The organism is Candidatus Frackibacter sp. WG13, assembly GCF_900114655.1.
Classification (GTDB): Bacteria; Bacillota; Halanaerobiia; order Halobacteroidales; family Acetohalobiaceae; genus Frackibacter.
Genome location: NZ_FOTT01000031.1, coordinates 1 through 24,636, shown reverse-complemented (window position 1 = coordinate 24,636; position 24,636 = coordinate 1). Strand labels below are relative to the sequence as shown.

General features: G+C 34.7%; 25 protein-coding genes. 24 read left to right on the top strand and 1 reads right to left on the bottom strand.

The window, feature by feature from the left end; all coding sequences use genetic code 11:
- From BM077_RS12840 to BM077_RS12790, 11 genes are all read left to right on the top strand, one after another.
- Nucleotides 1-617 (top strand): formate--tetrahydrofolate ligase (locus BM077_RS12840; RefSeq protein WP_143079006.1); only part of this gene is annotated, 617 nt, incomplete at its 5' end.
- A 229-nt stretch (nucleotides 618-846) separates the two neighbouring features.
- Nucleotides 847-1,659, top strand: a complete 813-nt coding sequence (locus BM077_RS12835) for an outer membrane lipoprotein-sorting protein (protein WP_089750993.1) — start codon at nucleotides 847-849, stop codon at nucleotides 1,657-1,659.
- Between the two features lie 23 nt (nucleotides 1,660-1,682).
- Complete coding sequence (locus tag BM077_RS12830; protein WP_089750991.1) at nucleotides 1,683-2,936, top strand: hypothetical protein; 1,254 nt, start codon at nucleotides 1,683-1,685, stop codon at nucleotides 2,934-2,936.
- A gap of 48 nt (nucleotides 2,937-2,984) precedes the next feature.
- Entirely contained in the window at nucleotides 2,985-3,200 is a 216-nt protein-coding gene (locus BM077_RS12825; protein WP_089750989.1) for a YgaP family membrane protein, read from the top strand.
- A gap of 36 nt (nucleotides 3,201-3,236) precedes the next feature.
- Nucleotides 3,237-5,858, top strand: coding sequence for an efflux RND transporter permease subunit (locus BM077_RS12820; RefSeq protein WP_090003563.1), 2,622 nt, complete (start codon nucleotides 3,237-3,239; stop codon nucleotides 5,856-5,858).
- Nucleotides 5,859-6,204: 346 nt separating this feature from the next.
- A complete protein-coding gene (locus BM077_RS12815; protein ID WP_089750985.1) occupies nucleotides 6,205-7,101 on the top strand; it encodes a Rossmann-like and DUF2520 domain-containing protein in 897 nt (298 codons plus the stop codon).
- Complete coding sequence (gene panB, locus BM077_RS12810; protein ID WP_089750983.1) at nucleotides 7,094-7,900, top strand: 3-methyl-2-oxobutanoate hydroxymethyltransferase; 807 nt, start codon at nucleotides 7,094-7,096, stop codon at nucleotides 7,898-7,900. The genes BM077_RS12815 and panB overlap by 8 nt, the downstream gene beginning before the upstream one ends.
- Before the next feature lie 40 nt (nucleotides 7,901-7,940).
- The gene (gene panC, locus BM077_RS12805; RefSeq protein WP_089750981.1) at nucleotides 7,941-8,792 is read left to right on the top strand and encodes a pantoate--beta-alanine ligase; all 852 of its coding nucleotides are present in this window, start codon (nucleotides 7,941-7,943) and stop codon (nucleotides 8,790-8,792) included.
- Nucleotides 8,792-9,145 carry an aspartate 1-decarboxylase gene (panD, locus tag BM077_RS12800; RefSeq protein ID WP_089750979.1) on the top strand — a complete coding sequence of 118 codons (354 nt, stop codon included), beginning with the start codon at nucleotides 8,792-8,794 and terminating at the stop codon, nucleotides 9,143-9,145. Before panC ends, panD begins: the two co-directional genes overlap by 1 nt.
- Before the next feature lie 84 nt (nucleotides 9,146-9,229).
- Entirely contained in the window at nucleotides 9,230-10,222 is a 993-nt protein-coding gene (locus BM077_RS12795; protein WP_089750978.1) for a biotin--[acetyl-CoA-carboxylase] ligase, read from the top strand.
- Between the two features lie 77 nt (nucleotides 10,223-10,299).
- Nucleotides 10,300-10,821 (top strand): biotin transporter BioY, encoded by a 522-nt coding sequence (locus BM077_RS12790; protein ID WP_089750976.1) that lies wholly within the window; start codon nucleotides 10,300-10,302, stop codon nucleotides 10,819-10,821.
- Nucleotides 10,822-10,945: 124 nt separating this feature from the next.
- On the opposite strand, the gene BM077_RS12785 is transcribed toward BM077_RS12790, so the two are convergent.
- Nucleotides 10,946-11,716, bottom strand: coding sequence for a sporulation protein (locus BM077_RS12785; protein ID WP_176941735.1), 771 nt, complete (start codon nucleotides 11,714-11,716; stop codon nucleotides 10,946-10,948).
- Nucleotides 11,717-11,893: 177 nt separating this feature from the next.
- Here BM077_RS12785 and BM077_RS12780 point away from each other — a divergent pair, with 177 nt between their 5' ends.
- From BM077_RS12780 to BM077_RS12720, 13 genes are all read left to right on the top strand, one after another.
- The gene (locus BM077_RS12780; protein WP_089750973.1) at nucleotides 11,894-12,658 is read left to right on the top strand and encodes a type III pantothenate kinase; all 765 of its coding nucleotides are present in this window, start codon (nucleotides 11,894-11,896) and stop codon (nucleotides 12,656-12,658) included.
- A gap of 17 nt (nucleotides 12,659-12,675) precedes the next feature.
- Nucleotides 12,676-13,650 carry a tRNA dihydrouridine synthase DusB gene (gene dusB, locus BM077_RS12775; protein WP_089750971.1) on the top strand — a complete coding sequence of 325 codons (975 nt, stop codon included), beginning with the start codon at nucleotides 12,676-12,678 and terminating at the stop codon, nucleotides 13,648-13,650.
- A gap of 259 nt (nucleotides 13,651-13,909) precedes the next feature.
- Nucleotides 13,910-14,830, top strand: a complete 921-nt coding sequence (locus BM077_RS12770; RefSeq protein WP_089750969.1) for a quinate 5-dehydrogenase — start codon at nucleotides 13,910-13,912, stop codon at nucleotides 14,828-14,830.
- A gap of 13 nt (nucleotides 14,831-14,843) precedes the next feature.
- Entirely contained in the window at nucleotides 14,844-15,917 is a 1,074-nt protein-coding gene (locus BM077_RS12765; protein ID WP_089750967.1) for a polysaccharide biosynthesis protein, read from the top strand.
- Nucleotides 15,918-16,080: 163 nt separating this feature from the next.
- Nucleotides 16,081-16,554, top strand: coding sequence for a transcription elongation factor GreA (gene greA, locus BM077_RS12760; protein WP_089750965.1), 474 nt, complete (start codon nucleotides 16,081-16,083; stop codon nucleotides 16,552-16,554).
- 43 nt (nucleotides 16,555-16,597) lie between these two features.
- On the top strand, nucleotides 16,598-18,070 hold the full coding sequence (lysS, locus tag BM077_RS12755; protein ID WP_089750963.1) for a lysine--tRNA ligase: 1,473 nt from the start codon (nucleotides 16,598-16,600) through the stop codon (nucleotides 18,068-18,070).
- A gap of 102 nt (nucleotides 18,071-18,172) precedes the next feature.
- Nucleotides 18,173-18,445 carry a metal-sensitive transcriptional regulator gene (locus tag BM077_RS12750; protein ID WP_089750961.1) on the top strand — a complete coding sequence of 91 codons (273 nt, stop codon included), beginning with the start codon at nucleotides 18,173-18,175 and terminating at the stop codon, nucleotides 18,443-18,445.
- Nucleotides 18,446-18,534: 89 nt separating this feature from the next.
- Entirely contained in the window at nucleotides 18,535-19,893 is a 1,359-nt protein-coding gene (locus BM077_RS12745) for a putative glycoside hydrolase (protein WP_089750958.1), read from the top strand.
- The gene (locus BM077_RS12740; RefSeq protein ID WP_089750956.1) at nucleotides 19,820-20,428 is read left to right on the top strand and encodes a class I SAM-dependent methyltransferase; all 609 of its coding nucleotides are present in this window, start codon (nucleotides 19,820-19,822) and stop codon (nucleotides 20,426-20,428) included. The genes BM077_RS12745 and BM077_RS12740 overlap by 74 nt, the downstream gene beginning before the upstream one ends.
- 223 nt (nucleotides 20,429-20,651) lie before the next feature.
- The gene (locus tag BM077_RS12735; protein WP_089750953.1) at nucleotides 20,652-21,470 is read left to right on the top strand and encodes an electron transfer flavoprotein subunit beta/FixA family protein; all 819 of its coding nucleotides are present in this window, start codon (nucleotides 20,652-20,654) and stop codon (nucleotides 21,468-21,470) included.
- Between the two features lie 15 nt (nucleotides 21,471-21,485).
- Nucleotides 21,486-22,727 carry an electron transfer flavoprotein subunit alpha gene (locus BM077_RS12730; protein ID WP_090095292.1) on the top strand — a complete coding sequence of 414 codons (1,242 nt, stop codon included), beginning with the start codon at nucleotides 21,486-21,488 and terminating at the stop codon, nucleotides 22,725-22,727.
- Nucleotides 22,728-22,784: 57 nt separating this feature from the next.
- Nucleotides 22,785-24,083 carry an FAD-dependent oxidoreductase gene (locus BM077_RS12725; protein ID WP_089750949.1) on the top strand — a complete coding sequence of 433 codons (1,299 nt, stop codon included), beginning with the start codon at nucleotides 22,785-22,787 and terminating at the stop codon, nucleotides 24,081-24,083.
- Nucleotides 24,080-24,370, top strand: a complete 291-nt coding sequence (locus BM077_RS12720; RefSeq protein WP_218124699.1) for a ferredoxin family protein — start codon at nucleotides 24,080-24,082, stop codon at nucleotides 24,368-24,370. Before BM077_RS12725 ends, BM077_RS12720 begins: the two co-directional genes overlap by 4 nt.
- The last annotated feature ends 266 nt before the right edge of the window (nucleotides 24,371-24,636 follow it).

The window sequence follows — 24,636 nt, the reverse complement described above, 5'->3', positions numbered from 1 at the left end:
TAGAAGCAGGGTTTGAAAACTTAGCAAAGCATATCGAAAACATTACTGAGAACTTCAACTTACCTGCAGTAGTTGCTATTAATAGATTCCCTACTGATACAGAAGCAGAGCTTGACAAGATTAGAGAGCTTTGCGAAGCAAAAGGTGTTAACGTAGCATTATCTGAAATCTGGGCAAAAGGTGGCGAAGGTGGTCAAGAATTAGCTGAGAAAGTATTAGCAGCTATGGAAGAAGGTAATGATGACTTCGATCAGTTATATCCACTAGATATGCCTATCGATGAAAAGATCGAAACTATCGCTACAAAGATCTATGGTGCTGACGGTGTAGTATTCACTGACGAAGCTAAGAAAGATATCGAGAAGTTAACTGCACAAGGCTTCGATAATATGCCAGTCTGTATGGCTAAGACTCAGTCTTCTATCTCTGACGATCCAACTAAGAAAGGTCGACCAACTGACTTTGAAGTTACAGTTAGAGAGATTAATGTTTCGGCGGGAGCAGGTTTCTTAGTAGCATTAACCGGTGCAGTAATGACAATGCCTGGTTTACCTAAGGTTCCATCAGCTGAAGAGATTGATGTTGATGCAGATGGTAACATCAGCGGCTTATTCTAAATTATAAGCTAAAGTAAAATAATTTAGTTTAATTATAAAGCACCTAAAGCTTAGATATCTAAGCTTTAGGTGCTTTTTTTATTATTAAAGAATAATGTATTCAAAGTTTAATTTGAGAAAAAAAGAACTTTTTTAAAGTATTGACAAATTAAGGTGAGTAATATATAATATTCACACACTCCCCTACGGGAGGGGGATATTAAAAAATAAAGACTAGGAGGTAGTTATGATGTCAAAAAAAATTATTGTATGGATGTTAATTGGGGTATTAGCCTGTTCGGTTGGATTAGGCTTAAGAACAAAAAGAGTGATGGCTAAGCAATTATCAGTAGATGAAATTATACAAAGAGCCTATACGGCTGCTTATTATCAAGGTAAGGATGGACGCTCTGTTGTAGATATGACGATTGTAGACCAACAAGGTCGTAGAAGACATAGAAGACTAACTATGCTAAGAAAAGATGTAGAGAACAATGGTAAACAGAAGATTTATGCATACTTTCATGAGCCTGCAGATGTTCGAAAAATGGTCTATATGGTGTATAAAAATCCTGGGAGTCAAGATGACCGATGGTTATACTTACCTGCTTTAGACTTAGTGCGAAGAATAGCTGCTAGTGATAAACGTTCTAGCTTTGTTGGTTCTCATTTTACTTATGAAGATATCTCAGGGAGAGGGTTACAAGAAGATAAACATATCTTAATAGGAGAGGATAAAGATTATTATATTTTAAAACATATTCCAAAGGATAAGGCTAATGTTAAATTTGCTTACTATAAAATGTGGATAGATAAGGATAACTTCATTCCTGTAAAATCTGAATACTATGATCAGAACGACAAAGTGTATCGAGTTATAACGGCAGAAAAGGTAGAAAAGATTCAAGGTTATCCGACAATAACAGTAATGAAGGCAAAGAATTTAGAGACAGGAGCTTATACTATTAATCGTTTTTTACGTATTAAATATGATCTAGAGTTACCGGATCGTATTTTTAGTGAACGTTACTTACGACGACCGCCAAGAAGATGGTTGCGATAAATTTATAGGAAGGAGAGGTATTAATGATGAAAAAAAGATTCAAGACTTCTTTGTTATTAATGGCTTTAGTTGCTATTATGTTGGTGTTGAGCCCATCAACTTCAAAGGCAAAAGACTTACCTTTTCATGGTTTTGTTGAACAATCGCTAGGAGGTAGGTATGATACACCAAACTATATTAAAGATGATCTTGTTTTATCTGAAACTAGAGTTCAGCTTGAATATTGGAATGCCTTAGGTCCAGCGGCTGAATTTCAGGTTAAGACAGATATAGTTAATGATGGCATAACAGATGAAGCAGAGATTAAACTACGAGAAGCTTATATTTGGGGCTATCCTTCACCTAACTTTGAAATAAAGGCAGGGAGACAGGTGCTAACTTGGGGAACTGGTGATTTGATCTTTATTAATGATCTATTCCCTAAAGATTATAAATCATTCTTTTTAGGAAGAGATACAGAGTATTTAAAAGCACCATCTGATTCAATCAAATTTTCGTTCTTTCCTAAAGGATCTATTGTAGATGTGGTTTGGACACCGACTTTTGAACCGGATAGGTATCTAGATGGGGAACGATTAGCATATTTTAATACTCAAGCTGGTCGAACTATTATCAAAGATTTTTCTTCACAAGTTGGGCCCCCTGAAAAAGATTGGGGTAACGGAGAGTTAGCTTTACGAGTCAAGAAAAACTATAAAGGACATGAGTTAGCTTTTTATGGCTATCGTGGTTTTCATAAGCAGCCTAACTCTAAACTTGAATTTTCACGTTTAAATACTTATGGTGGTAGCTGGCGAAGTAATATTTTCGGTGGGATTGGTAACTTTGAATTAGGATACCATGATTCAGTAGATGATGAAGATGGGAGTAATCCTAATATACCTAATTCATATTTCAAAGGTTTAATAGGTTATAAACGAGATTTAGGAAATGATTTAACAGTTGGTTTGCAGTATAACTTAGAACATATGCAAGATTATGATGAATATAAAGCTACTTATCCGAATAGCAAATACATGGCAGATGAGAATAGGGAAGTAACTACTCTACGTTTAACTAAACTTCTAAATAGACAGACGGTGCGACTTGGTCTATTCACTTACTACTCACCAACCGATGATGATGGGTACTTAAGACCAAAAGTTAGTTATGACTGGACAGACAATTTGAATGTTGCTATGGGAGGAAATGTCTTCTTCGGGGATAAAGAGCATACTTTCTTCGGACAGCTAGAAGATAACTCTAATCTCTATTTCCGAATGAGATATAGTTATTAGCACAAGGCAATTGAATTTAAACCTAAACTAAATTAGGAGGTTATAAAGATGACTATTAATGATGCTTTACGAGCAATCGCAGGTTTCTTCATTATGTTATCAGTATTATTATCTATTTATCATAGTCAAAATTGGCTTTACTTTACAGCGTTTGTTGGTTTGAACCTTTTTCAATCTGCTTTTACTAAATGGTGCCCGATGATTACTCTTTTGCGGGCATTAGGATTACCTGAACATAGAGGAAATGTTAGAAATTTAAAATAAAAAGTATAAAATAAGACAATTAAGGGAGGGGAAATTATGAATTTCAAAGAGAAAGTTACTAACCTTTCAGTAAATCACCCCCGGGCAGTGGTTATCTTCTTCATAATCTTGACTATTTTATTAGCAACACAGATTCCTAAAATTCAAATAGATACCGACCCGGAAAATATGTTAAGTGAAGATGAATTTGTAAGACAGTTTCATGATCAAACCAAGAAAGATTTTGAGCTATATGATATGGTGGTTTTAGGGGTAGTTAACGAAGATAGTACTAATGGAGTATTTAATCCTAAGACTTTAAAAAATGTATATCAAATTACAAATAAAGTTAAAAAGATAGAAGGAGTAATTAGTTCGGATATAATTGCTCCTTCAACACAAGATAATATTGAACAAGGTGGTTTAGGAACGGTTAATTTTAATTGGTTAATGGATAAACCGCCTAAGACTAAAGAGGAAGCCATCAGAATACGTGATGAAGCTATGGATAATCCAATCTTAAAAGGAACTATGGTTTCTGAAGATGGTAAAGCATTAGCAATCTATATTCCAATCAAAAGTAAAGATTTGAGTTATGAAGTTGCTTCTAAAATAAAAGAATATACTAGTAAGTTGGCAGGAAGTGAAGAATACTATATAAGTGGGTTACCAGTTGCAGAAGATACTTTTGGATTCCAGATGTTTAAACAGATGGCGATATCAGCTCCATTAGCAATGTTGATCATCTTCTTGTTACTATGGTTCTTCTTTAGAAAGTTATCTGTTATAATTTCCCCAATGATAATTGCAATGATGAGTGTAATCATAACTATGGGAGCACTAATTGGATTAGGATTTAAAGTGCATATTATGAGTTCTATGATTCCAATCTTTTTAATGCCGATTGCAGTAGTTGATTCGGTTCATATATTAAGTGAATTTTATGATCGATATCAGCATATTAGAGACAAAAAAGAGACAATTATTAAAGTAATGGATGAACTATTTGTTCCAATGTTATATACATCATTGACTACTAGTGTAGGATTTGTTTCTTTAGCATTAACCCCTATACCGCCGGTAAGAGTTTTTGGAATATTTGTGGCGATTGGAATTATGTTAGCTTGGATCTTAACAATAACTTTTGTACCAGCCTATACCATGTTTATTAAAGAGGAGTCCTTGAAGGACTTTGGAGCTGATGAAGAAGGTTCTGGAGGGTTACTAGGAAGATCACTTCTTTCATTAGGAGATTTCGCTTATAAACGAGCAAAATTAATCATAGTAGTTACCTTAATCATAATTCTTATTTCTGGTTATGGCATTACAAAGATTGTTGTTAATGATAATCCAGTAAAATGGTTTGAAAAAGACCATCCTATACGTGAAGCAGACAGGGTTTTGAATGAGCATTTTGGTGGAACGTATATGGCTTATATGGTTTGGGATACTAAAGAGAATAAAGCAGGCTTGCAGACTACTAAAGATGATTTACTTGCTGAAGTAAGAGATGTAAAGCAGATGTATCCTAGGTTAGGTTCAAATTATTTCAACGAGATAACTAATCTAGTTAATAGAACATTTAAGCAGTATGTAAAGCGAGATAATTATAATCAAATTAAATTTATTAACACAGTTAAGAAGAAGATTGACCAGATTAAGGAAGAGTCAAACGGTGATCTGAGATGGGCTATGGATGACTTAGCTTTTGCAGTAAGCGATATGAAGACAGAATACCAGACTTTTAAGCAGCCGGAAGTACTAAGGTATATAAGTAAAGTACAGAAGCAACTAATGGCTACAGGAGATGTAGGAAAAGTAAGCGGTTTACCCGATGTAGTAAAAAAAGTTTATAAAGAATTACGACAGGGTAAAGAAAAGTACTACAAAATTCCTAATTCTGCAGCTGCAGTAGGACAGACATTAATTTCTTTTCAGAATAGCCATAATCCTGATGACTTATGGCACTTTGCTGAACCAAATTATAGGCGGATTAATCTTTGGGTACAGTTAAAGAAAGGTGATAATCAGAATATGCAACAAGTAGAAGAGAAGATTAATAAATGGATAGCTGAACATCCGCCACCACGTAATCTAAAATTCAATTGGGCAGGATTGACGTATGTAAATGTAGTTTGGCAGAATAAGATGGTAATGGGAATGTTAAAGTCATTATTAGGCTCTTTTGTAATTGTTTTAGTAATGATGACTTTCCTCTTCCGATCAGTTTCATGGGGATTACTAAGTATGGTTCCGCTTAGTGTAACAGTAGCTTTATCTTATGGGATGATAGGTTTAGTGGGTAAGAGTTATGATATGCCAGTTGCAGTTCTATCTTCTCTAACTTTGGGATTGTCGGTTGACTTTGCTATTCACTTTATTCAAAGGAGTCGTGAATTATATGAAGAGACTGGTTCATGGAAAGAGACTATGGTTAAAATGTTTGGTGAACCGGCTAGAGCCATAACCAGAAATGCTTTAGTAGTTGCTATTGGATTTTTACCATTGTTACTTGCTCCTTTGGTTCCTTATAAGACAGTTGGGATTTTGATTTCAACTATATTAGCAGTTTCATCAATGGCAACTTTATTAATTCTACCTGCTTTAATAACTATCTTTAAGAAGTGGTTTTTTAAAGAGAAGGAGAATGAAATAGAAAAACAGCATTACAGTAATTAAACTAAAAAACGCCACCTTTGGGTGGCATTTTTTAGTTATTTTTGAGTTTGTGGCTTAATAATGTTATAATAATAGATAAACTACATAATCAACTTTGTACCGCTCTGATCCTAATCAGGACCGAGACGGAAAGAAGTTAAGCTTAAAGGTTAAGGATATTTAGCTGTAATTAATTATGGCTAGCTATATTCAATCATGCCTATTAAAGCCTTCTTGTCCGTCATCGAATTGCGGATAAGGAGGCTTTTTATGTATAGAGGACAGTGATTCTTTCGATTTATAGAATGGACGATAGACGGAAAAGTTGTACTATATGGATTCTATTTAGTTAAAAGGAGGTTGTGTTGTGTGTAAAAAGGTAGTAGTTATTGGGGCTGGGGCTATAGGGAAGAGTATAGGCTATTTATTGCATCAGAAAGGTTATGAAATTTTAGGGTTTCTTAGTCGTCGTTTAGAGTCAGCCCAGGCTGGGGTTGATCTAATAGATGAGGGGATTGCAACTACAAAGTATAGAAAATTTATTTTAAAAGCAGACTTAATCTTAATTACAACTCCTGACCAATCAATTCAAGGAGTGGCAGAGAAACTGTTTACTAAAGGTTTAGTGAAAGAAGGTGCTTCTTTAATTCATTGCAGTGGTGCTCATAGTTCACAAATCTTGATTCCTCAGTTAGAGGATGAAGAGCGGTATGGTAGATTATCTTTACATCCATTACAGTCAGTAGCTGACGTAGAGAAAGGAATTAATAGTTTACCAAACTCTTTCTTTACTATGGAGGGGAATGAATTAGGTTGTAAGACTGGAGAAGAAATATTAACAGAATTAGGAGTTGACTATGAAGTGATTTCTGCGCAAGCTAAGCCTTTATATCATGCAGCTGCTTGTGTAGCTTCTAATTATTTAGTGACCATTATTAATTTAGCATTAAAAATGAATCAAAAGGCAGGTGTTGCCCCTGAAAAGGCTTTAAAGGGGTTACTGCCATTGATGCAAGGGACTTTAGATAATATTAATGACTTAGGCCCAACAAAGGCATTAACTGGTCCAATTTCTAGAGGCGATACGGAGACGATTGAAGGGCATTTAGAATCATTAGAAGCATTGTTGCCAGGAGAATTAGATTTATATCGGGACTTAGGGAATAATACGGTTGAAGTTGCTCAAAAGAAAGGAAGCGTTACTAAAAAAGAGTTAGAGGAACTAAAAGAAATCTTAACTGAGGAGGGGCTTAATAATGAGTAAAAAGCTAGTAACAACTACGAGTTTAAGTCAGAAGAAAGAGACAGGGGATAAGATTACAGTTTTAACTGCTTATGATTATCCGACAGCTAGTTTAATAGATGAAGCGGGGATCGATGTTATTTTAGTTGGTGATTCTTTAGGGATGGTGGTCTTAGGTTATGAAGACACATTAGCAGTAACTCTTGACGATATGATTCATCATACTAAAGCTGTAGTGCGTGGAGCAGAGAATACTTTAGTAGTTACGGATATGCCTTTTATGGCTTACAAGGTGGCTGATATTAGTCAAACCGTAAAGAATGCCGGGCGAATTGTAAAAGAGAGTGGAGCACAAGCAGTGAAGTTAGAAGGTGGAAGAGAGATAGTGTCAGAAGTGGAAGCGATTATTAAAGCAGGAATTCCGGTAATGGGGCATTTAGGTTTGACTCCACAAGCAGTTAATCAATTTGGTGGCTTTAAAGTCCAAGGAAAGACAGGAGCAGCAGCTAAAAAATTAATTGCTGATGCTAAGGCTTTAGAAGAAGCTGGAGTATTTTCTATAGTATTAGAGTGTATTCCTGCTGAATTGGCTAAAAAAGTGACAGAGACTATTTCGGTTCCAACTATTGGTATTGGGGCGGGAAAAGAATGTGATGGACAGGTTTTAGTCACACAAGATATGTTAGGAATTTTTGCTGATTTTACTCCTAAATTTGTAAGAAAATATGCTAATTTTAAGGAAGAGATAGTAACTGCTTTTAAAGAGTATAAAGAAGATGTTAAAGCAGGAGAATTTCCAACAATCGAAGAGAGTTTTTGATAATCCTAAATTCAAAATAAAAAACAATGGAGGTAAAGATATGAAAATTATAAAAGAAATTTATAAAATTAGAGAGTTTATTAAAGAAGAAAGAGCAAAAGGAAAAGAGATAGGCTTTGTACCAACGATGGGATATTTACATAAAGGTCATCTGGCCTTGATGGAAACGGCTAAGGAAGAGAATGATATAGTAGTAACAAGTATATTTGTTAACCCTACTCAATTTGGGCCGGATGAAGACTATGATGAGTATCCGCGAGATTTAAAGCGTGATACAGAGTTGGCAGCTGAAGTGGGAGTTGATCTGATATTTGCTCCACAACCAGAAGAAATTTATTTATCAGGTGCAGCTACTACAGTAAGTGTAGAAGGTTTAACAGACCACCTCTGTGGTGCTCATCGTCCTGGGCATTTTGATGGGGTTTGTACTATCGTTACTAAATTATTTAATATTGTTAATCCTAACCGAGCTTATTTTGGCCAGAAGGATGCGCAGCAGGTATTAGTAGTCAAACGAATGGTTAAAGATTTAAACTTTGATATTGAAATTGTGACTGTGCCGATTATAAGGGAAGATGATGGTTTAGCAATTAGTTCCCGTAATAAGTACTTAGATAAAGAAGAACGAGAAGCTGCTTTAGTCTTATTTAAAGCATTAGAGTTAGCAGATGATCTAATTAATGCTGGCTTAAGAGATGCAAATGTAATAAAGGAAAAACTAGTAGAAAAGATTGAAGCAGAACCATTGGCTGAAATTGATTATGTAGGGATAGTTGGTCAAGAAAGATTAGAGACTTTAAACAGAATAGAAGGTAAAGTTTTAATTGCCTTAGCAGTCTATATTGGTGAAACGAGGTTGATAGATAATTTAATGCTGGAGGTGAGCGATTAATGATAAGGATGATGCATAAGTCTAAAATTCATAGAGCAACGGTAACCGATGCTAATTTAGATTATATAGGTAGTATTACTATTGACCAAGATTTAATGGAGGCTGCAGATATATTGCCTAATGAAAGAGTACAAGTGGTTAATAATAATAATGGTGAAAGAATAGAAACGTATGTAATAGCCGGGGAAAGAGGGTCAGGAGTTATCTGTCTTAATGGGGCAGCAGCTAGGAAAGCGCAGCCAGGTGATACTGTAATCATTATTTCTTATGGATTAATGGATGATGCAGAAATTCAAGAGTTAGAACCTAAAGTTGTGATAGTAGATGAAGATAACAGAAAGGTTGATTGTTAATCCATTTTAAAATAATGGTTGACAAAGTTAAATGAATCTTATATAATTCAAATAGAATAAGTAAAGGATTGTAGGTGACAGTAGATGACTAAAACTTCCGAACGCAAGCAACAGGTCTTAGAGATTTTACATAATACTGATGATTATATTTCGGGACAGGAGTTAAGTGATAAGTTTGGAGTGTCACGAACTACTATTTGGAAGTATATTAAAGGACTAAGAGAGCAAGGTTATCAAATCGAGTCTTCTTCAAAATTAGGATATCGTCTAATTAAGGCGCCTGATATTTTATCTCCGGAGGAAATAAAGAGAGATTTGGAGACAAAGATACTAGGAAGAGAGATTATTTATCAAGAAAGAGTAGACTCCACTAATAATTTAGCAGAAACAGAAGCAAGGAAAGGTGCTAAAGAAGGAACAGTTATTATTGCCAAAGAACAGACAGGTGGTAAAGGACGATTAAATAGGGAATATTTTTGCCCGCCAGGAGGGATATGGTTTTCTGTAATTTTACGTCCAGAGATTAAACCGGCCTTTGCTTCGCAATTGAACTTTATAATAGCAGTAGCGTTAGCAAAGACCATAGATAAGTTAACTAAATTAGAACCAGGAATTAAATGGCCTAATGATATATTAATCAACGGTAAAAAGGTTAGCGGTATCTTAACAGAGATGAATGCTGAGATAGATAAAGTAAATCATATCATATTAGGAGTTGGTATTAATTTAAATATACCATTAGTTAAATTCCCAAATGAACTATTAGAGAAAGCAACTTCTATTCAAGAAGAATTAGGTAGGAAAGTGCTTAAGTTAGACTTCTTTTTAAGGTTATTAGCTGAATTAGAAAATGAATATATAAGGCTAAAAGAAGAAGGGTTTAAATCAGTATTAACTGAGTGGAGAGAATATAATGTGACTTTGGGCCAAAAAGTGAATGTCAATAATATGAGAGAGATATTAACAGGAAGAGCAATAGATGTAGATGATGAAGGTGGGCTGATATTGGAATTAGATAGTGGTGACCGACAAAGAGTAGTTGCTGGGGATGTGACTTTGGAGGGAGAGTATTTGTAACCCAGAAAAGAGTTTTAATTAAGGTTTTTTAATAGTTAATAATCCAATTGAACTTTAATAATTTTAGGAGGATAATTATGAATTTGACGACGAAAGAGATGATAGTAACTTCATTATTTGCAGCATTAACTGCTATAGGGGCGCTTTTGACTATTCCTATTGGTCCAGTTCCGGTTACTTTGCAAGTCCTTTTTACTTTAACGGCGGGGGCTTTATTGGGTGCTAGATTAGGATTGTTAAGTCAAATCTTATATCTGTTTATTGGTGCTGTAGGATTGCCAGTTTATGCTGGGGGAGGTGCTGGATTAGCTCATTTAGTAGGGCCAACAGGAGGGTTCCTCTTTTCATTTCCAATAGCTGCTTATATAGTAGGTAGAATAGTAGAAGAGAGAGAAGATATTACTTTACTAGGTGTCCTAGGGCCGATGGTTCTTGGTCTAATATTAATTTATATTTTAGGTGTCGTAGGATTAAATATTGCTACTGATATGGGATTAAAGAAAGCAATTGCTGTTGGTGTTCTACCATTTGTTATTCCTGATCTTATTAAGGCATTAGCAGGGGCTTATTTAACTTTGAGAATTAAGAGGATTTATTAATAAGCAGTTTTTATAATTATTTATGCAAGAACTTTATTAATAGTATATAGAGAAGAGTTAACTTCAAATTGTGTTAACTCTTCTTTCTTGTTGTCTAAGAAATTATATTTAAATTAATTAAATACTAAATATTATTCTTAATAGCATCTCTAATCGTAGCTGTTGTATAATCTACTCCTTTATTTAATTCTTCTTTTGTAATCTGCAATCTTCCTTTAGTTTCATCAATATCTATTGCTTCAGCAAAGATGCCAGCAAGCCCTTTGGCTTTACGGTCTATTTCAATTATCAACTCTAAATAGTTATCATGAATTGAATATAGAATTTCTAATTCATCCAATTCATTTCTAAATTCTCTAGTAGGTCTAAGTTCTAGTTCTTGCATAAAAGAAAATTTTCTAGAAAGGTGGGAGTATTCATTTTTAATCTTTCTAATTTTAAATCCTAATTCATCTAAAGCCTCCATCACTATTTGTAGGTATGGATGAGGTTTTACTTGCAAACCATCATTATCTTTAGGATCGATTGCTTTTTTAATATCTAATCCTGTATGGATCCAAACAGGTGACTTACTACTTGAAATTGGAGTTTTTTCATTTAAAATAAATGAAAAAGGAATTTCAATTTCTTCTTGAGGTTGAATATCTTTACTGACAGGGATATTAACTAATTGAATTTTTTCATTTATATTAACTTTTTTATCATCAACTTCTTTTTCGTATTTCGTCATTATATATAGGTAAAGATCATCTATTCTTTGCTCAACATTTCCTCCTAGGATCTTAACTTTGCCTGTTAATTCATCGCCTGGTCGCACATCGATTTCGTCTAATATAGTATCCACTCTTGCTGCACCAATCCCAATACTAGCCATCACTTTATTAAATAATCCCATCAAAATCATCTCCTTATAAAATTATTATTAACATAATTAAATTTCTAGATTGTACACATTTTATCCTTTCTTTTTTAATAAATCAAGTAGAGTATAATTAATTTCTTATATTGATTTTAGATGTATACTTTGTTAAAATTATCGTAGTGTAATAAGAGTGATAAAGGAGAGGAAAAAATGATTTTAGCGATTGATGTAGGAAATACTAATACTGTATTAGGTGTATTTGATGAGGAAGAATTGGTTGTTGATTGGAGGATAGCTACTGAAAGAGAGAAGACAGCTGATGAGTATGGTATGTTATTCTTCGATCTTTTTAATTATAATAATATAGAGGCAGACAGTATTAGTAGAATTATTATTTCTTGTGTAGTTCCACCGGTAGTTAATGCTTTAGAGGAAGTAGCGATAAAGTATTTTGGAGTTAAACCATTGATTGTAGGTCCAGGTATTAAGACCGGAATTGATATTAAGATGGATAACCCTAAAGAAGTAGGAGCTGATAGAATAGTAAATGCTATAGCAGCTTACAGGTTATATGGAGGCCCAGCAATTGTTGTGGACTTTGGGACAGCAACTACTTTCTGTTTAATATCAAAGAATGGTGACTATTTAGGTGGGGCAATTGCTCCCGGGATTAATATTTCTATGGATGCATTATTTAATTATGCAGATAAGCTACCGAAGGTTGAGTTAAATAAACCTGCAAGTGTTATAGGAAAGAATACAATTGATAGTTTAAAATCCGGAATTATTCACGGCGCTATTGGACAAGTCGATGGTGTGATTAGAATGATAAAAGAAGAGATTAATCAATCAGCAGAAGTGATTGCAACTGGAGGTCTAGCTGAGTTAGTTAGTGAAGAGTCTAAAGAGATAGATCATATTGATTCCTTACTTACGTTAGAGGGATTACGGATGATAGCCGAATTCAATAGTTAATCTGGAGGGAAAAATTAATGGAAATTGGGAATATCCAACTAGAGAATCCTGTAATCTTAGCACCGATGGCAGGAGTAACTGATTTGCCATACCGGAAGATAGTTAAGGAGATGGGGTGTGGGTTAGTCTGTACTGAAATGGTAAGTGCTAAAGGATTAGTCTATGGGACTCCACGGACTGAAGAACTTTTAACTATTAGTCAAGACGAAAGACCGGTTTCATTACAGATTTTTGGTACAGAACCAGAGATAATGGCTGAATCTTTATCAGTGATTGAAGATTATAGTCCGGATATTATAGATGTAAACCTAGGATGCCCAACTCGTAAGATAGTTAAGAATGGGGCAGGTTCTGCTTTAATGAAAAAACCAAAGTTAGTAGCAGAGATTGTAGAAGCATTAGTTAAAGAGACTACAACTCCAGTTACTGTTAAAATGAGAACTGGTTGGGATGAAGAGAGTATTAATGCCGTTGAAATTGGAAAAGTAGCTGAAGAAGCAGGAGCAGCAATGGTAGCAGTTCATGGGCGGACTAGAGAGCAGTTTTATAGTGGAGAAGCCGATTGGCAGATTATAAGTCAGGTTAAAGAAGCAGTAAGGATTCCAGTAGTCGGGAATGGAGACATATTTACTCCTGAAGATGCTGAAGAAATGTTAAACCAGACCGGTTGTGATGGAATTATGATCGGCAGAGGGGCTCAAGGAAATCCTTGGATATTTAAAAGAACGGTGCATTACTTAGAAACAGGAGAACTACTTCCACCACCTGTTCCTAGTGAGAAAGTGGAGATGGCGATCAGACATTTAGAGGAATTGGTAGACTATAAAGGTGAGCATACCGGGGTTAGAGAAATGAGAAAACATATTGCCTGGTATGTAAAAGGGTTACATGGTTGTACTGAAATTAAAAGAAAGGTTAATCAGATAGAAACTGTCAGTGGGATGAAAAAAATATTAGGTGATTATATAGAAAAATTAAATGCTAGAAATTAAGTTTAATAGCTAAAGAAGAAATCTAAAGGTCTAACATGGGTATCAGTATCCATGTTAGACCTTTTTATCGTATATGAAATTATATTTAATTTCATATTGCGGATAACTTTCTAATCAATATACCTCAGAGGTATATTGACTTTGTTCTTATATAGAAAACTATACTCTTCATCTCTGTTTACATAAATTATCTTTATCTACATATATTAAAAATAAAGAATTACTAATAAGAAACTGAATTTAATTAGAGGTGTTGATTATGAAAAGGGTAGTGAGTGTTAGTCTAGGCTCTACTAAAAGAGACCATTCCGTTGAGACAGAAATTTTAGGTGAGAAGATTCTTTTAGAGCGTATTGGGACCGATGGTGATTTAAAAAAGGCTAAACAACTCTTTACAGATTTAGATGGAGAGGTGGATGCTTTAGGAGTAGGTGGTATTGATTTACATATCTATTCACAGAATAAGAAGTATAAATTACGAGATGCTAATAAATTAGTGGAAAATGTAAAAGAGACTCCTTTAGTTGATGGTAGCGGATTAAAGATGACTTTGGAAAGAAGAGTTATCTTTGATCTTGAATGGAAGTATAAGTTTAATTTAAGTGATAAAAATATTTTATTAGTAAGTGCAGCTGATAGATTTGGTATGGCTACAGCATTTGAAGAATTAAGGTGTAATGTTCATTATGGTGATCTGATTTTTGGTTTAGGCGTACCAATTCCTGTTAAGTCCTTAAAAGCTATAGACTTTACTATTAGGTTATTAGGACCACTTGTGAGTAAGATGCCATTTGAGATGTTATATCCTACTGGTTCTAAACAAGAGACCAGTGGCAGTTGTAAGTATGAAGAATATTATCAATGGGCTGATGTAATTGCTGGTGATTTTCATTTTATTAAAAAATATTTACCAGAGGATATGAATAATAAGATGATAATAACCAATACTGTAACTAATGATGATGTTAAATTATTAAAAGAGAGAGGGTTAGAATTATTAATTACTACTACACCTAAGTTGCAAAATAGATCGTTTGGAACTAATGTTTTAGAAGCAGCCTTTATTGCTCTTTTAAATAAGTCAGTTGCAGCAGTTAAGCCAGCAGATTATTTAGATTTATTAGACCAAATAGAATTTGAACCCAGAATTGAGGTTCTTAATAAGAAGGAGATATGCTAAGGGGGAGAAACTATTGAAAAAGTTCGGTTTTATTATTCATCCACTAGAATTAAACGATTTAGCACGTAAGTTTCCTTTTAGTAGTAAAGTACCAGATTCTATTCTAGAAAAGATTATTAGATATTTACCTCAGGTGAAGGCTTCACATGTAACCGGATTGAGTTCTAAGGGAGGTAGTGAAGCAGAAGGCTGGCTAGTAGGCTGTACTTTAACAGCCGAACAGATGTTAACTATGCCTACTAAGAAAGTATTAAAACAGATAATTAACGCCTGTAAAAAAGCAGAAAGATTAGGAGCTAGAATTATTGGTTTAGGAGCCTATACCTCTATTGTAGGAGATGGAGGGGTTACAATTGCTAAAAATTTAAATGTTCCAGTGACAACAGGGAATAGTTATACTGTAGCCACAGCTATTGAAGCAATTAGGTTAGCTGCTAAAAAGTTAGAATTGAATTTGCAGGAAAGTAACTTAGTTGTTATTGGGGCAACAGGCTCTATTGGTAAAGCTTGTACCAAACTACTAGTGAAGGAAGTTAATAATTTAACTTTAGTAGCGAGAAATGAAATTAAGTTGAAGGAATTTACTGACTCTTTGAAGAAGTTAAATGATGGGCAGAATATAAATTATTCTACTGATATTAATGGAGTTTTACCTAAAGCTGATATTGTAATAACGGTCTCTAGTGCTATAGATGCTATAATTGATGCTAAGAACTTAAAATCGGGTTCTATAGTCTGTGATGTAGCTCGACCAAGGGATGTAGCTAAACAGGTTAGTAAAAATAGAAGTGACGTGCTAGTAATTGAAGGTGGACTAGTAAAAGTGCCTGGTGAAGTAGAACTTAATTTTAACTTTGGGTTACCGCCGCGTACTGTTTATGCCTGTATGGCGGAGACGATGATTTTAGCATTGGAAGGAAGATATGAGAATTATACTTTGGGTAAAGATGTTTCGCTACATAAAGTAAAAGAGATTCAAGCTTTAGCTCAAAAGCATGGGTTTAAGTTAGCAGGGCTACGCTATTCAGAGAAAGAAGTTAGTGAAGAACGTTTCAAGCAAGTGAGACAAGCTGTTTCATCAACTTGACAAAGGTTAATAATTGACTTATAATATTTTATTAATAATTGGCATAATTATAGAGTGTCAAGAGAATAGTTCTTGACACTATTTTCTGTTTTTGACATAATTAATGGTAGTGATTTTAAGAAATATAAATTAGCTAAATTTTAAAGAAAAGGGGTCGAAGTTCATGGCTGAGAAAGTTATCTTAACTAAAGAGGGCTTAAAGAATCTAAAGGAAGAGTTGGAATATTTGCGAGGTACTAAAAGAAGAGAGGTAGCTAAGAGAATCAAACAGGCTTTAGAGTTTGGTGATATTAGTGAGAACTCAGAATATGATGATGCTAAAAATGAACAAGCATTTGTAGAAGGTAGAATTAAAGAGATAGAGAGAATGTTAAGAAATGCAGAAGTAATTAATGAAGATGAAGTAAAGACTACAGAAGTTAATGTGGGAACGACGGTCAGGATTCAAGATATGGAAACGGGAGAGGAGTTTAGTTATAAGATAGTTGGAACTACTGAAGCAGACCCATTAAATAATAAGATTTCTAACGCATCACCAGTTGGGAATGCATTGCTCAATCATAAGATAGGAGAAGAGGTAGAAATTGATGCTCCAGTAGGAAAGATTACGTACAAAATTTTAGCTATTAAGAAATAATTAATTATCTTAGAAAAGGAATAAAGTTGGAGGTTGATATTTGATGGTGGAAGAGGAACAGGATTTAAACGAATTGATGTTGGAAAGAAGAAGGAAGTTAGATGAACTAGCTGAAAAAGGGATTGCGGCATATAGTGATAAGTATGAAAGAAGTCATACTATAGAAGAGGTTTTAAATGATTACGATGAACTAGGCGATGAAGTAAGTGTTAGCTTAGCAGGTAGAATAATGGCAGTGAGAGAACATGGAAAAGCAAGTTTTGCTGATTTAGCAGATATGTCAGGAAGAATGCAGTTATATGCTAAGCAGAATGAAATCGGTGAAGAACTTTATGAACTATTCATATCTTTAGATATTGGAGACCATATTGGGGTGGAAGGGACATTATTTAAGACTCGACGTGGAGAAATCACCTTGCGTATCAAAGATTTTAGATTGTTATCTAAATCTTTAAGGCCTTTGCCAGAAAAATGGCATGGACTTACAGATGTCGAATTAAGGTATAGACAGAGATATGTAGATTTGATAGTTAATCCTGATGTGCGAGAAACATTTGTTTTAAGAAGTAAGATTATACATAGTATGAGAGAATATCTAGATGATAAAGATTTCTTAGAGGTTGAAACACCTCTAATGCATACAATTGCTGGTGGTGCATCAGCAAGACCGTTTGTTACTCATCATAATACATTAGATATGGATCTTTATCTTAGAATAGCACCTGAACTATATTTAAAACGATTATTAGTAGGTGGCTTTGAAAAAGTTTATGAAATCGGTAAGAACCTAAGGAATGAAGGTATTTCTACTAAGCATAATCCAGAATTTACTTCTATGGAGTTATATCAGGCTTATGCTGATTATCAAGATATGATGGATATTACAGAAGACTTAATTGTAACTATTACAGAAGAGACACTGGGTACATTACAGGTTGAGTATGAGGGTGAAGAGATTGATTTGAGTCCCGGTTGGACACGAATAACAATGATTGATGCAATTAAAAAGCATGCTAATGTTGATTTTACAGAAGTAGATGACTTGCAAACGGCTAAGGGCTTGGCTGATGAGCATCATGTAGAATATGAAGATGAGACAACAGTAGGTGAAATTATTAATGAATTTTTTGAAGAATTTGTAGAAGACAAGTTAATTCAACCTACTTTTATTACTGAATATCCAATTGAAGTCTCTCCATTAGCAAAGCGGAAGCCAGAAAATAAGGAATTTACAGAGAGATTCGAGTTATTTATTGCGGGAAATGAATTAGCTAATGCATTTTCTGAGTTAAATGATCCTATTGACCAAAAAGAGAGATTTGAAAAACAGATGGAACAAAGAGAAGCAGGTGATGATGAAGCTCATATGATGGATCAAGACTTTATTAGGGCGCTCGAATATGGTATGCCACCTGCTGGAGGTTTGGGCATCGGAATAGATAGATTGATTATGTTATTAACTGATTCTAGTTCAATTAGAGATGTAATTCTTTTCCCACATATGCGGCCAGAATAATACGATAAAGGCTATTAATTTAAGTCACATTTTAATGTGACTTAAATTTTCTTTAAAATAAACCCCTTGCATCTGGGGGGAATAAGAAGGAGGAAGGGTAAAATGCCTGATGAAAAGATGAGAAAAGATCTAATTAATCGTTTAAAAACGTTAAAAGGACATATTGGTGGTATTGAAAAGATGATTCAAGAAGAGAAGGACTGTATAGATATCTTAATTCAAATCTCTGCTATTAAATCATCTATTAATAAAGTTGGCCTAGCAATAATTGAGAATTATGCTCATGAATGTGTTATTTCTTCTATTGAAGAAGGTGAAGGGGTAGAAGATGCAGTGCAGGAGGCAATTGAAACAGTATTAAAGTTTAGCAAATAAAGCTTATCTTAGCACAATTTGTCGCTATCTTCCTCGACTGACTTATGTTATAATCGTAATTAAAGAGAGTTTAGTTGAGGGGGATAATCATGAAAAGAAAAGTTAAAATAATTACTATTATTTTCATGTTATTATTAAGCTTTAATGTTATAGCAGATAGTAATCAAATGTTAAAAGATATTTCTTTACATAAAGAGCCAACTAAGGCTCGATTTAAAGTTCAACGTACTAATATGAAGAAGTCCTTTAAGGTAAAGAATGATTTGGAGTTTAATTCTAAAGCTGGACAAGACTTTAGTAAAACTCAACAATTTAAAGTAGATACTGAAAACTTTAAATCCCCAAAAACGATTAAAGGTATCTATTTAACCGGATGGGTAGCAGGATTATCAAGTAGATTTAACAGACTATTATATTTAGTTAATAATACAGAATTGAATGCAATGGTTATTGATGTTAAGAATGTTGAAGGGGAAATAAGCTATAATTCACAACTTAGTTTAGCTAAGAAGTTTGATGCAAACGTTAATAAAATCAGAGACTTAAAAGGTATATTACAGAAATGCAAGGAAAATAATATATATACTATTGCAAGGATTCCTGTTTTTAAAGATAAGAAGTTAGCGACTGATAGTAAATATGCTTTGAAATTCTATGATAAGAATAATGATAAGAATAATGATAAGAATGAGATTATAGCTAGTAAGATCTGGCTTAATCCATATTCTAGGGAAGTATGGCGTTATAATGTCGATTTAGCTATAGAAGCTGCTATGCTTGGATTTGATGAAATTCAGCTTGATTATATTCGGTTTCCTGCCTTTGTAAACTTAGACAGATATAATTTAGCTGTAGCTCCTGCTGATTCAAAGGTAGAGATAATTAATGACTTTATAAGTTATGCGAAAACTAGATTGGGTGAATATGGGATACCATTATCGATTGATGTATTTGGATTGACAACCTCTGGAAGTGATTTAGGGATTGGGCAGGATTTTTCTTCTTTGGCAGCAAAGGTAGATTATATTTCACCGATGGTATATCCTTCTCACTATGCTCCGGGAGCATACGGATTAGCAGTTCCGGAGAAGGAACCTTACTTTACTATTTTTAAAAGTATGCAAGATGCTAAGAGAGAACTAGATGGAAGAAGTGAAAAATTACGTCCATGGTTACAGGATTTTTCTTTGCGACATGTATATGGTGTTAAAGAAGTAAGAGATCAGATTAAAGCTGCAAAAGCATTGGGGCTAGATAGTTGGTTGCTTTGGAATCCAAGCTCTAGATATACTTGGCAAGCTTTTCGGCGTAATGATTTAGTTGCTAAAAAGCAACAGGTTAGCGTAGTAACTGATAGAGGTAAAGGTGATCAAAATGTTAAAGTTGACACAAGAAAGAGTAATGCCGAGAAAGATGAATCCAAAGAACGGGTTACTGATAGAACATAAAGCTCGGTATCGTTTTGCTAGCGATTACTGTCAAGGACGAGTATTAGATATAGCATGTGGAGTTGGTTATGGTTCAGAGATGCTTCTGGCATTAGGGGAAGGGATTTTAGAGATTGTTGGTGTTGATATTGATTCGCAAGTAATTGATTATGCGAAAGAACATTATAAGCACCCGCTAATAGATTTTAAAGTTGGTAATGCTAATGATGTTGATTTAAGAGATCGCTTAGGTAGATTTGATACTATAGTTAGCTTTGAGACTGTAGAACACATTGAAGATGATTTTAGATTTGTAAATAATTTAAAGAATTTACTAAGACCAGAAGGAAGATTAATTATTTCTACTCCTTTTGGGAGAGGACGATATGAGCCTTGTTCAAATCCGTACCATTATCGACAGTATAAAGAAGAAGAGTTTAGGGAGTTATTATCCGATTTTTCCGAAGTTAAGCTCTATTGTCAAAGAGATCAAAGAATTGAAATTCCAAAGCCAGATGAGAAGTACTATTTAATGGTGGCGGTTTGTAAAAAATAAAATATAAAATTATTGATTAAGTGTAAGCAGATGTCTGCTTACACTTTTTTTGTCGTATAGGAAATTATACTTAATTTTAAGTTGCGGATAACTTTCTAGTCAATATACCTCATATTTTTGTAGACTTTCTTCTTTTTAAATAGATTGCTTAAGTCTAATGAATATTATTGATTCTAATGGGAAACTTATTACTACCATTTGCAAGATAGAGGAGATGATAAGTGTGCATTCTGTAGTCTGTGTAAAACAGGTGCCAGATACGTCAGAAGTAGGAATTGATCCAGAGACTAATACTATTATTCGTGAAGGGGTACCATCTATTATTAACCCCTATGACTTGCATGGTATTGAGGCAGCTTTACACTTAAAAGATGAGTTTGATGGGAAAGTAACAATTTTAACTATGGGACCACCACAAGCTGAAGCGGCTATAAAGAGAGCTCTTTCTTTTGGAGCTGATAGAGGAATCTTATTGAGTGATCGAGCCTTTGCTGGTTCAGATACATTAGCAACCAGTTATATAATAACGCAAGCACTTAAAAGGATCATAGATGAAGAGCGTGTAGATATAATCTTTTGTGGCAAGCAAGCCATTGATGGAGATACAGCACAAGTAGGACCTGGAATAGCAGCTAGATTAGGGTGGAACCAACTAACTTATGTAGTGGGGATTAATGAGGTTAACATAGATAATAATGAAGTACGAATTAGTCGTAAGTTAGAGAGTGGCAAAGAGATTATTAAAGCGGAGTTGCCGGCTTTATTAACGGTAGTTAAAGGTTTAAATGAGATTAGATATGCGAGTCTACCAGATATGATTAGAGGAGCTAGGGCTGAGATAGAGGTATGGGGAGAAGGTGACCTTGAGTTAGATGAAAGCAAGATCGGATTAAGTGGCTCTCCAACACAAGTAGGACGGATATTCCCACCACCAGAACGAGAAGGGGGTGAAATAATTCCTGGTGGTAAAGAAGACCCCAAGGGAGCAGCACGTGTTTTAGCTGAAAAATTGATCGGGAAAGAGGTAATCCCAAATAAGTAGTAAAGGGGGGAGAACATGAGTAATCAAGTAGTAGAGATATTTGAAGATAAATGTATAGAATGTGGGTTATGTGTACAGGCTTGTCCAGCCAATGCTTTAACATTAGAAGGAGGTCCTGTGCAGGTTAATGCTGATAAATGTGCAGCTAATGGAGAATGTGTAGAGGTTTGTCCTACGGAAGCTTTAGCTTTAGATAATGAAGAAGATGCCGATGATAAAGTAACAGAAGCAAAAACAAAAGAAGAATTACCTACAGAGTTACAGGATTATAAGGGAGTTTGGGTCTTTATAGAGCAGGTACGGAATGAGGTAGCTCCTGTTTCTTGGGAATTATTAGGAGAAGGAAAAAGATTAGCTGAAGATTTAGGAGTAGAGTTAACAGGAGTAGTCTTAGGATTTGATGCTCGAGATATAGCGTATGAAGCAATTAGCTATGGAGCGGATAAAGTATATTTAATTGATGACCCAGTAGTTAAAAATTATAGAACTCAGCCTTATACACAGGCTTTTATCCAATTAGTAGAAAAATATAAGCCAGAGATTATTCTATTAGGGGCAACTACCGTAGGTCGGGACTTAGCAGGGGCAGTAGCTACAAAATTAGAGACAGGACTTACTGCTGATTGTACTGTGTTAGAAGTAGACCATGCTACCCGTCATCTGCAACAGACTAGACCAGCTTTTGGCGGGAATATAATGGCTACAATTTTATGCAAAAAGCATAGACCACAGATGGCAACGGTACGTCCTAGAGTTATGGAGATGCCTAAACGAGATAATAACAGAAAAGGGGAGATTATTGAAGAGAATATAGAGCTTGATGAATCTAAAATTAAGACAAAGGTATTAAAAATAATAGAAGAAGCTAAAAAGGCTGCTTATTTAGATAAAGCAGATATTATTGTAGCTGGTGGTCGTGGTTTAGGTGAAGAAAAGAACTTTAAATTGATTGAAGACTTAGCAAATATATTAGGGGGAACGGTTGGTGCATCAAGAGCGGCTGTAGATGCTGGTTGGATTTCAGTAGAGCATCAGGTGGGACAAACAGGAGTAACAGTAAGACCTAAACTTTATATAGCAGTTGGGATATCTGGAGCCATTCAACACTTAGTAGGGATGGAGCGGTCAGATACTATTGTGGCAATTAATAATGATCCAGAAGCGCCAATCTTTGATGTAGCAACTTATGGGGTAGTTGGGGATTTGTTTAAGGTTCTCCCAGCTTTGACTGAAGAGTTTAGGAAAGCGTTAGGTTAAGAGCTAGTTTTTGGCTTTTATAAAGATGTTATCTTAGTGTTTAAAGGAGGGAGAGGAATGGTTGAAGAGAAATTTGATGCAATAGTTATTGGAGCTGGGCCTTCGGGTCTGGCGGCTGGATATACTATGGCTAAAGCTGGGATGAATGTTATCATCTTCGAACGGGGTGATTATCCAGGTAGTAAGAATGTTATGGGAGGAGTATTATATCGCGACCCAACCGAAGAATTAATTTCTGGTTTTTGGGAGGAAGCTCCAGTAGAACGTTACATAATCCAACAAGATATATGGGTCTTAGATGATGATTCTGTTATAACTATGGGATATCAAGATAATAAATTTGCTAAGAAACCTTATAATAATTTTACTGTTTTACGGGCTAAGTTTGATAGATGGTTTGCTAAGAAGGCAGAAGAAGCAGGTGCATTGTTAATTACAGAAACAGTTGTAGAGGATTTAATTTATGATGACAAAAGAGTGGTTGGGGTACAGACAGGAAGAAAAGATGGTGAAGTAAAGGCGGATGTAGTTATTTTAGCAGAAGGAGTCAATTCATTAATTGGTGAGCAAGCAGGGTTACACCCGAAAATTCCACCAGAGCATTTAGCAGTGGCGGTCAAAGAAGTAATATCTTTACCTAGAGAAACGATAGAAGCAAGGTTTAATCTAAATGGGGATGAAGGTAAGACGATAGAGTTAGTAGGAAAAGCAACAGAAGGAATGATGGGAACTGCTTTTATTTATACTAATGAAAAGTCATTATCTGTTGGAGTAGGTGCGCTCCTGTCAGATATGGTTGATGCTAATATGAATCCTAATGACCTTCTAGAAGAATTAAAGAGTCATCCGACTGTAGCAAAGTTACTGCAAGGAGGGGAGACCAAAGAATATTTAGCTCATTTAATTCCTGAGGGAGGATATCATGCTATTCCGGAGCTTTATCGTGATGGTTTAATGGTAGTTGGTGATGCAGCTATGTTAGTTAATGGTTATCATCGAGAAGGGTCTAACCTAGCGATGATTTCAGGTAAACTTGCAGGTGAGACAGCTATTGAAGCTAAAGAGGCAGGAGATTTTTCGATGGATATGCTTTCTTCATATAAAGAGAAATTAGATGATAGCTTTATTATGAAGGATATGTATAAGTATAAGGATGCTTCAGCATTTTTTGCTACTAATCCGCACTTCTTTGAAATATATCCTAAGTTAGCAAATGAGGCTTTACATGAATTACTTGTAGTAGATGGGAAGCCAAAGCGTCAAAAGCAGAGGAAAATCCTGGAGAAGGTAAAGGATAAGAGGTCATACTTTGGTATAGCTAAAGACTTATTTAATGCTTGGAGGGTTATGCGATGAGTGAAAAGATGACTTTAGAGGATAAGCTTTATTTAGATAGGTTCAAACCTGATAGTGAAAGTCATTTAACAGTTATTAATCGAGACTTCTGTGTTAATGAATGTGATGAGAAGCCTTGTACTTTTATCTGTCCAGCAAGAGTATATGAATGGGATGAAGAAGAGGAGATAATTAAGGTTGCTTATGAGGGATGTGTTGAATGTGGTACTTGTCGTTATGGTTGCCCTGATAATATTAACTGGAGTAATCCGCGTGGGGGTTATGGGATAACATATAAATTTGGGTAAATTAGTTGAAATAGTTGACAGTTGACAATTGATAGTTGACAGTTAAGATCAAAATCATTTAAAACATTAAAGATTCTTTTCTGAAATACTTAAAGTTTGTCTTGACACTTTTCTAAAGATTTGTTACACTATTTCTTGTCGCTTAAACAATTGACAATTGTCAATTGTAAATTCAAAAGATTAAAGATAGTTGTCAAGGGTTGTTGTTAATTATAAATTGTTAGCGTGAGCAAGAGAAAACATTTTAAAGTTTCTCTTGACAAGTT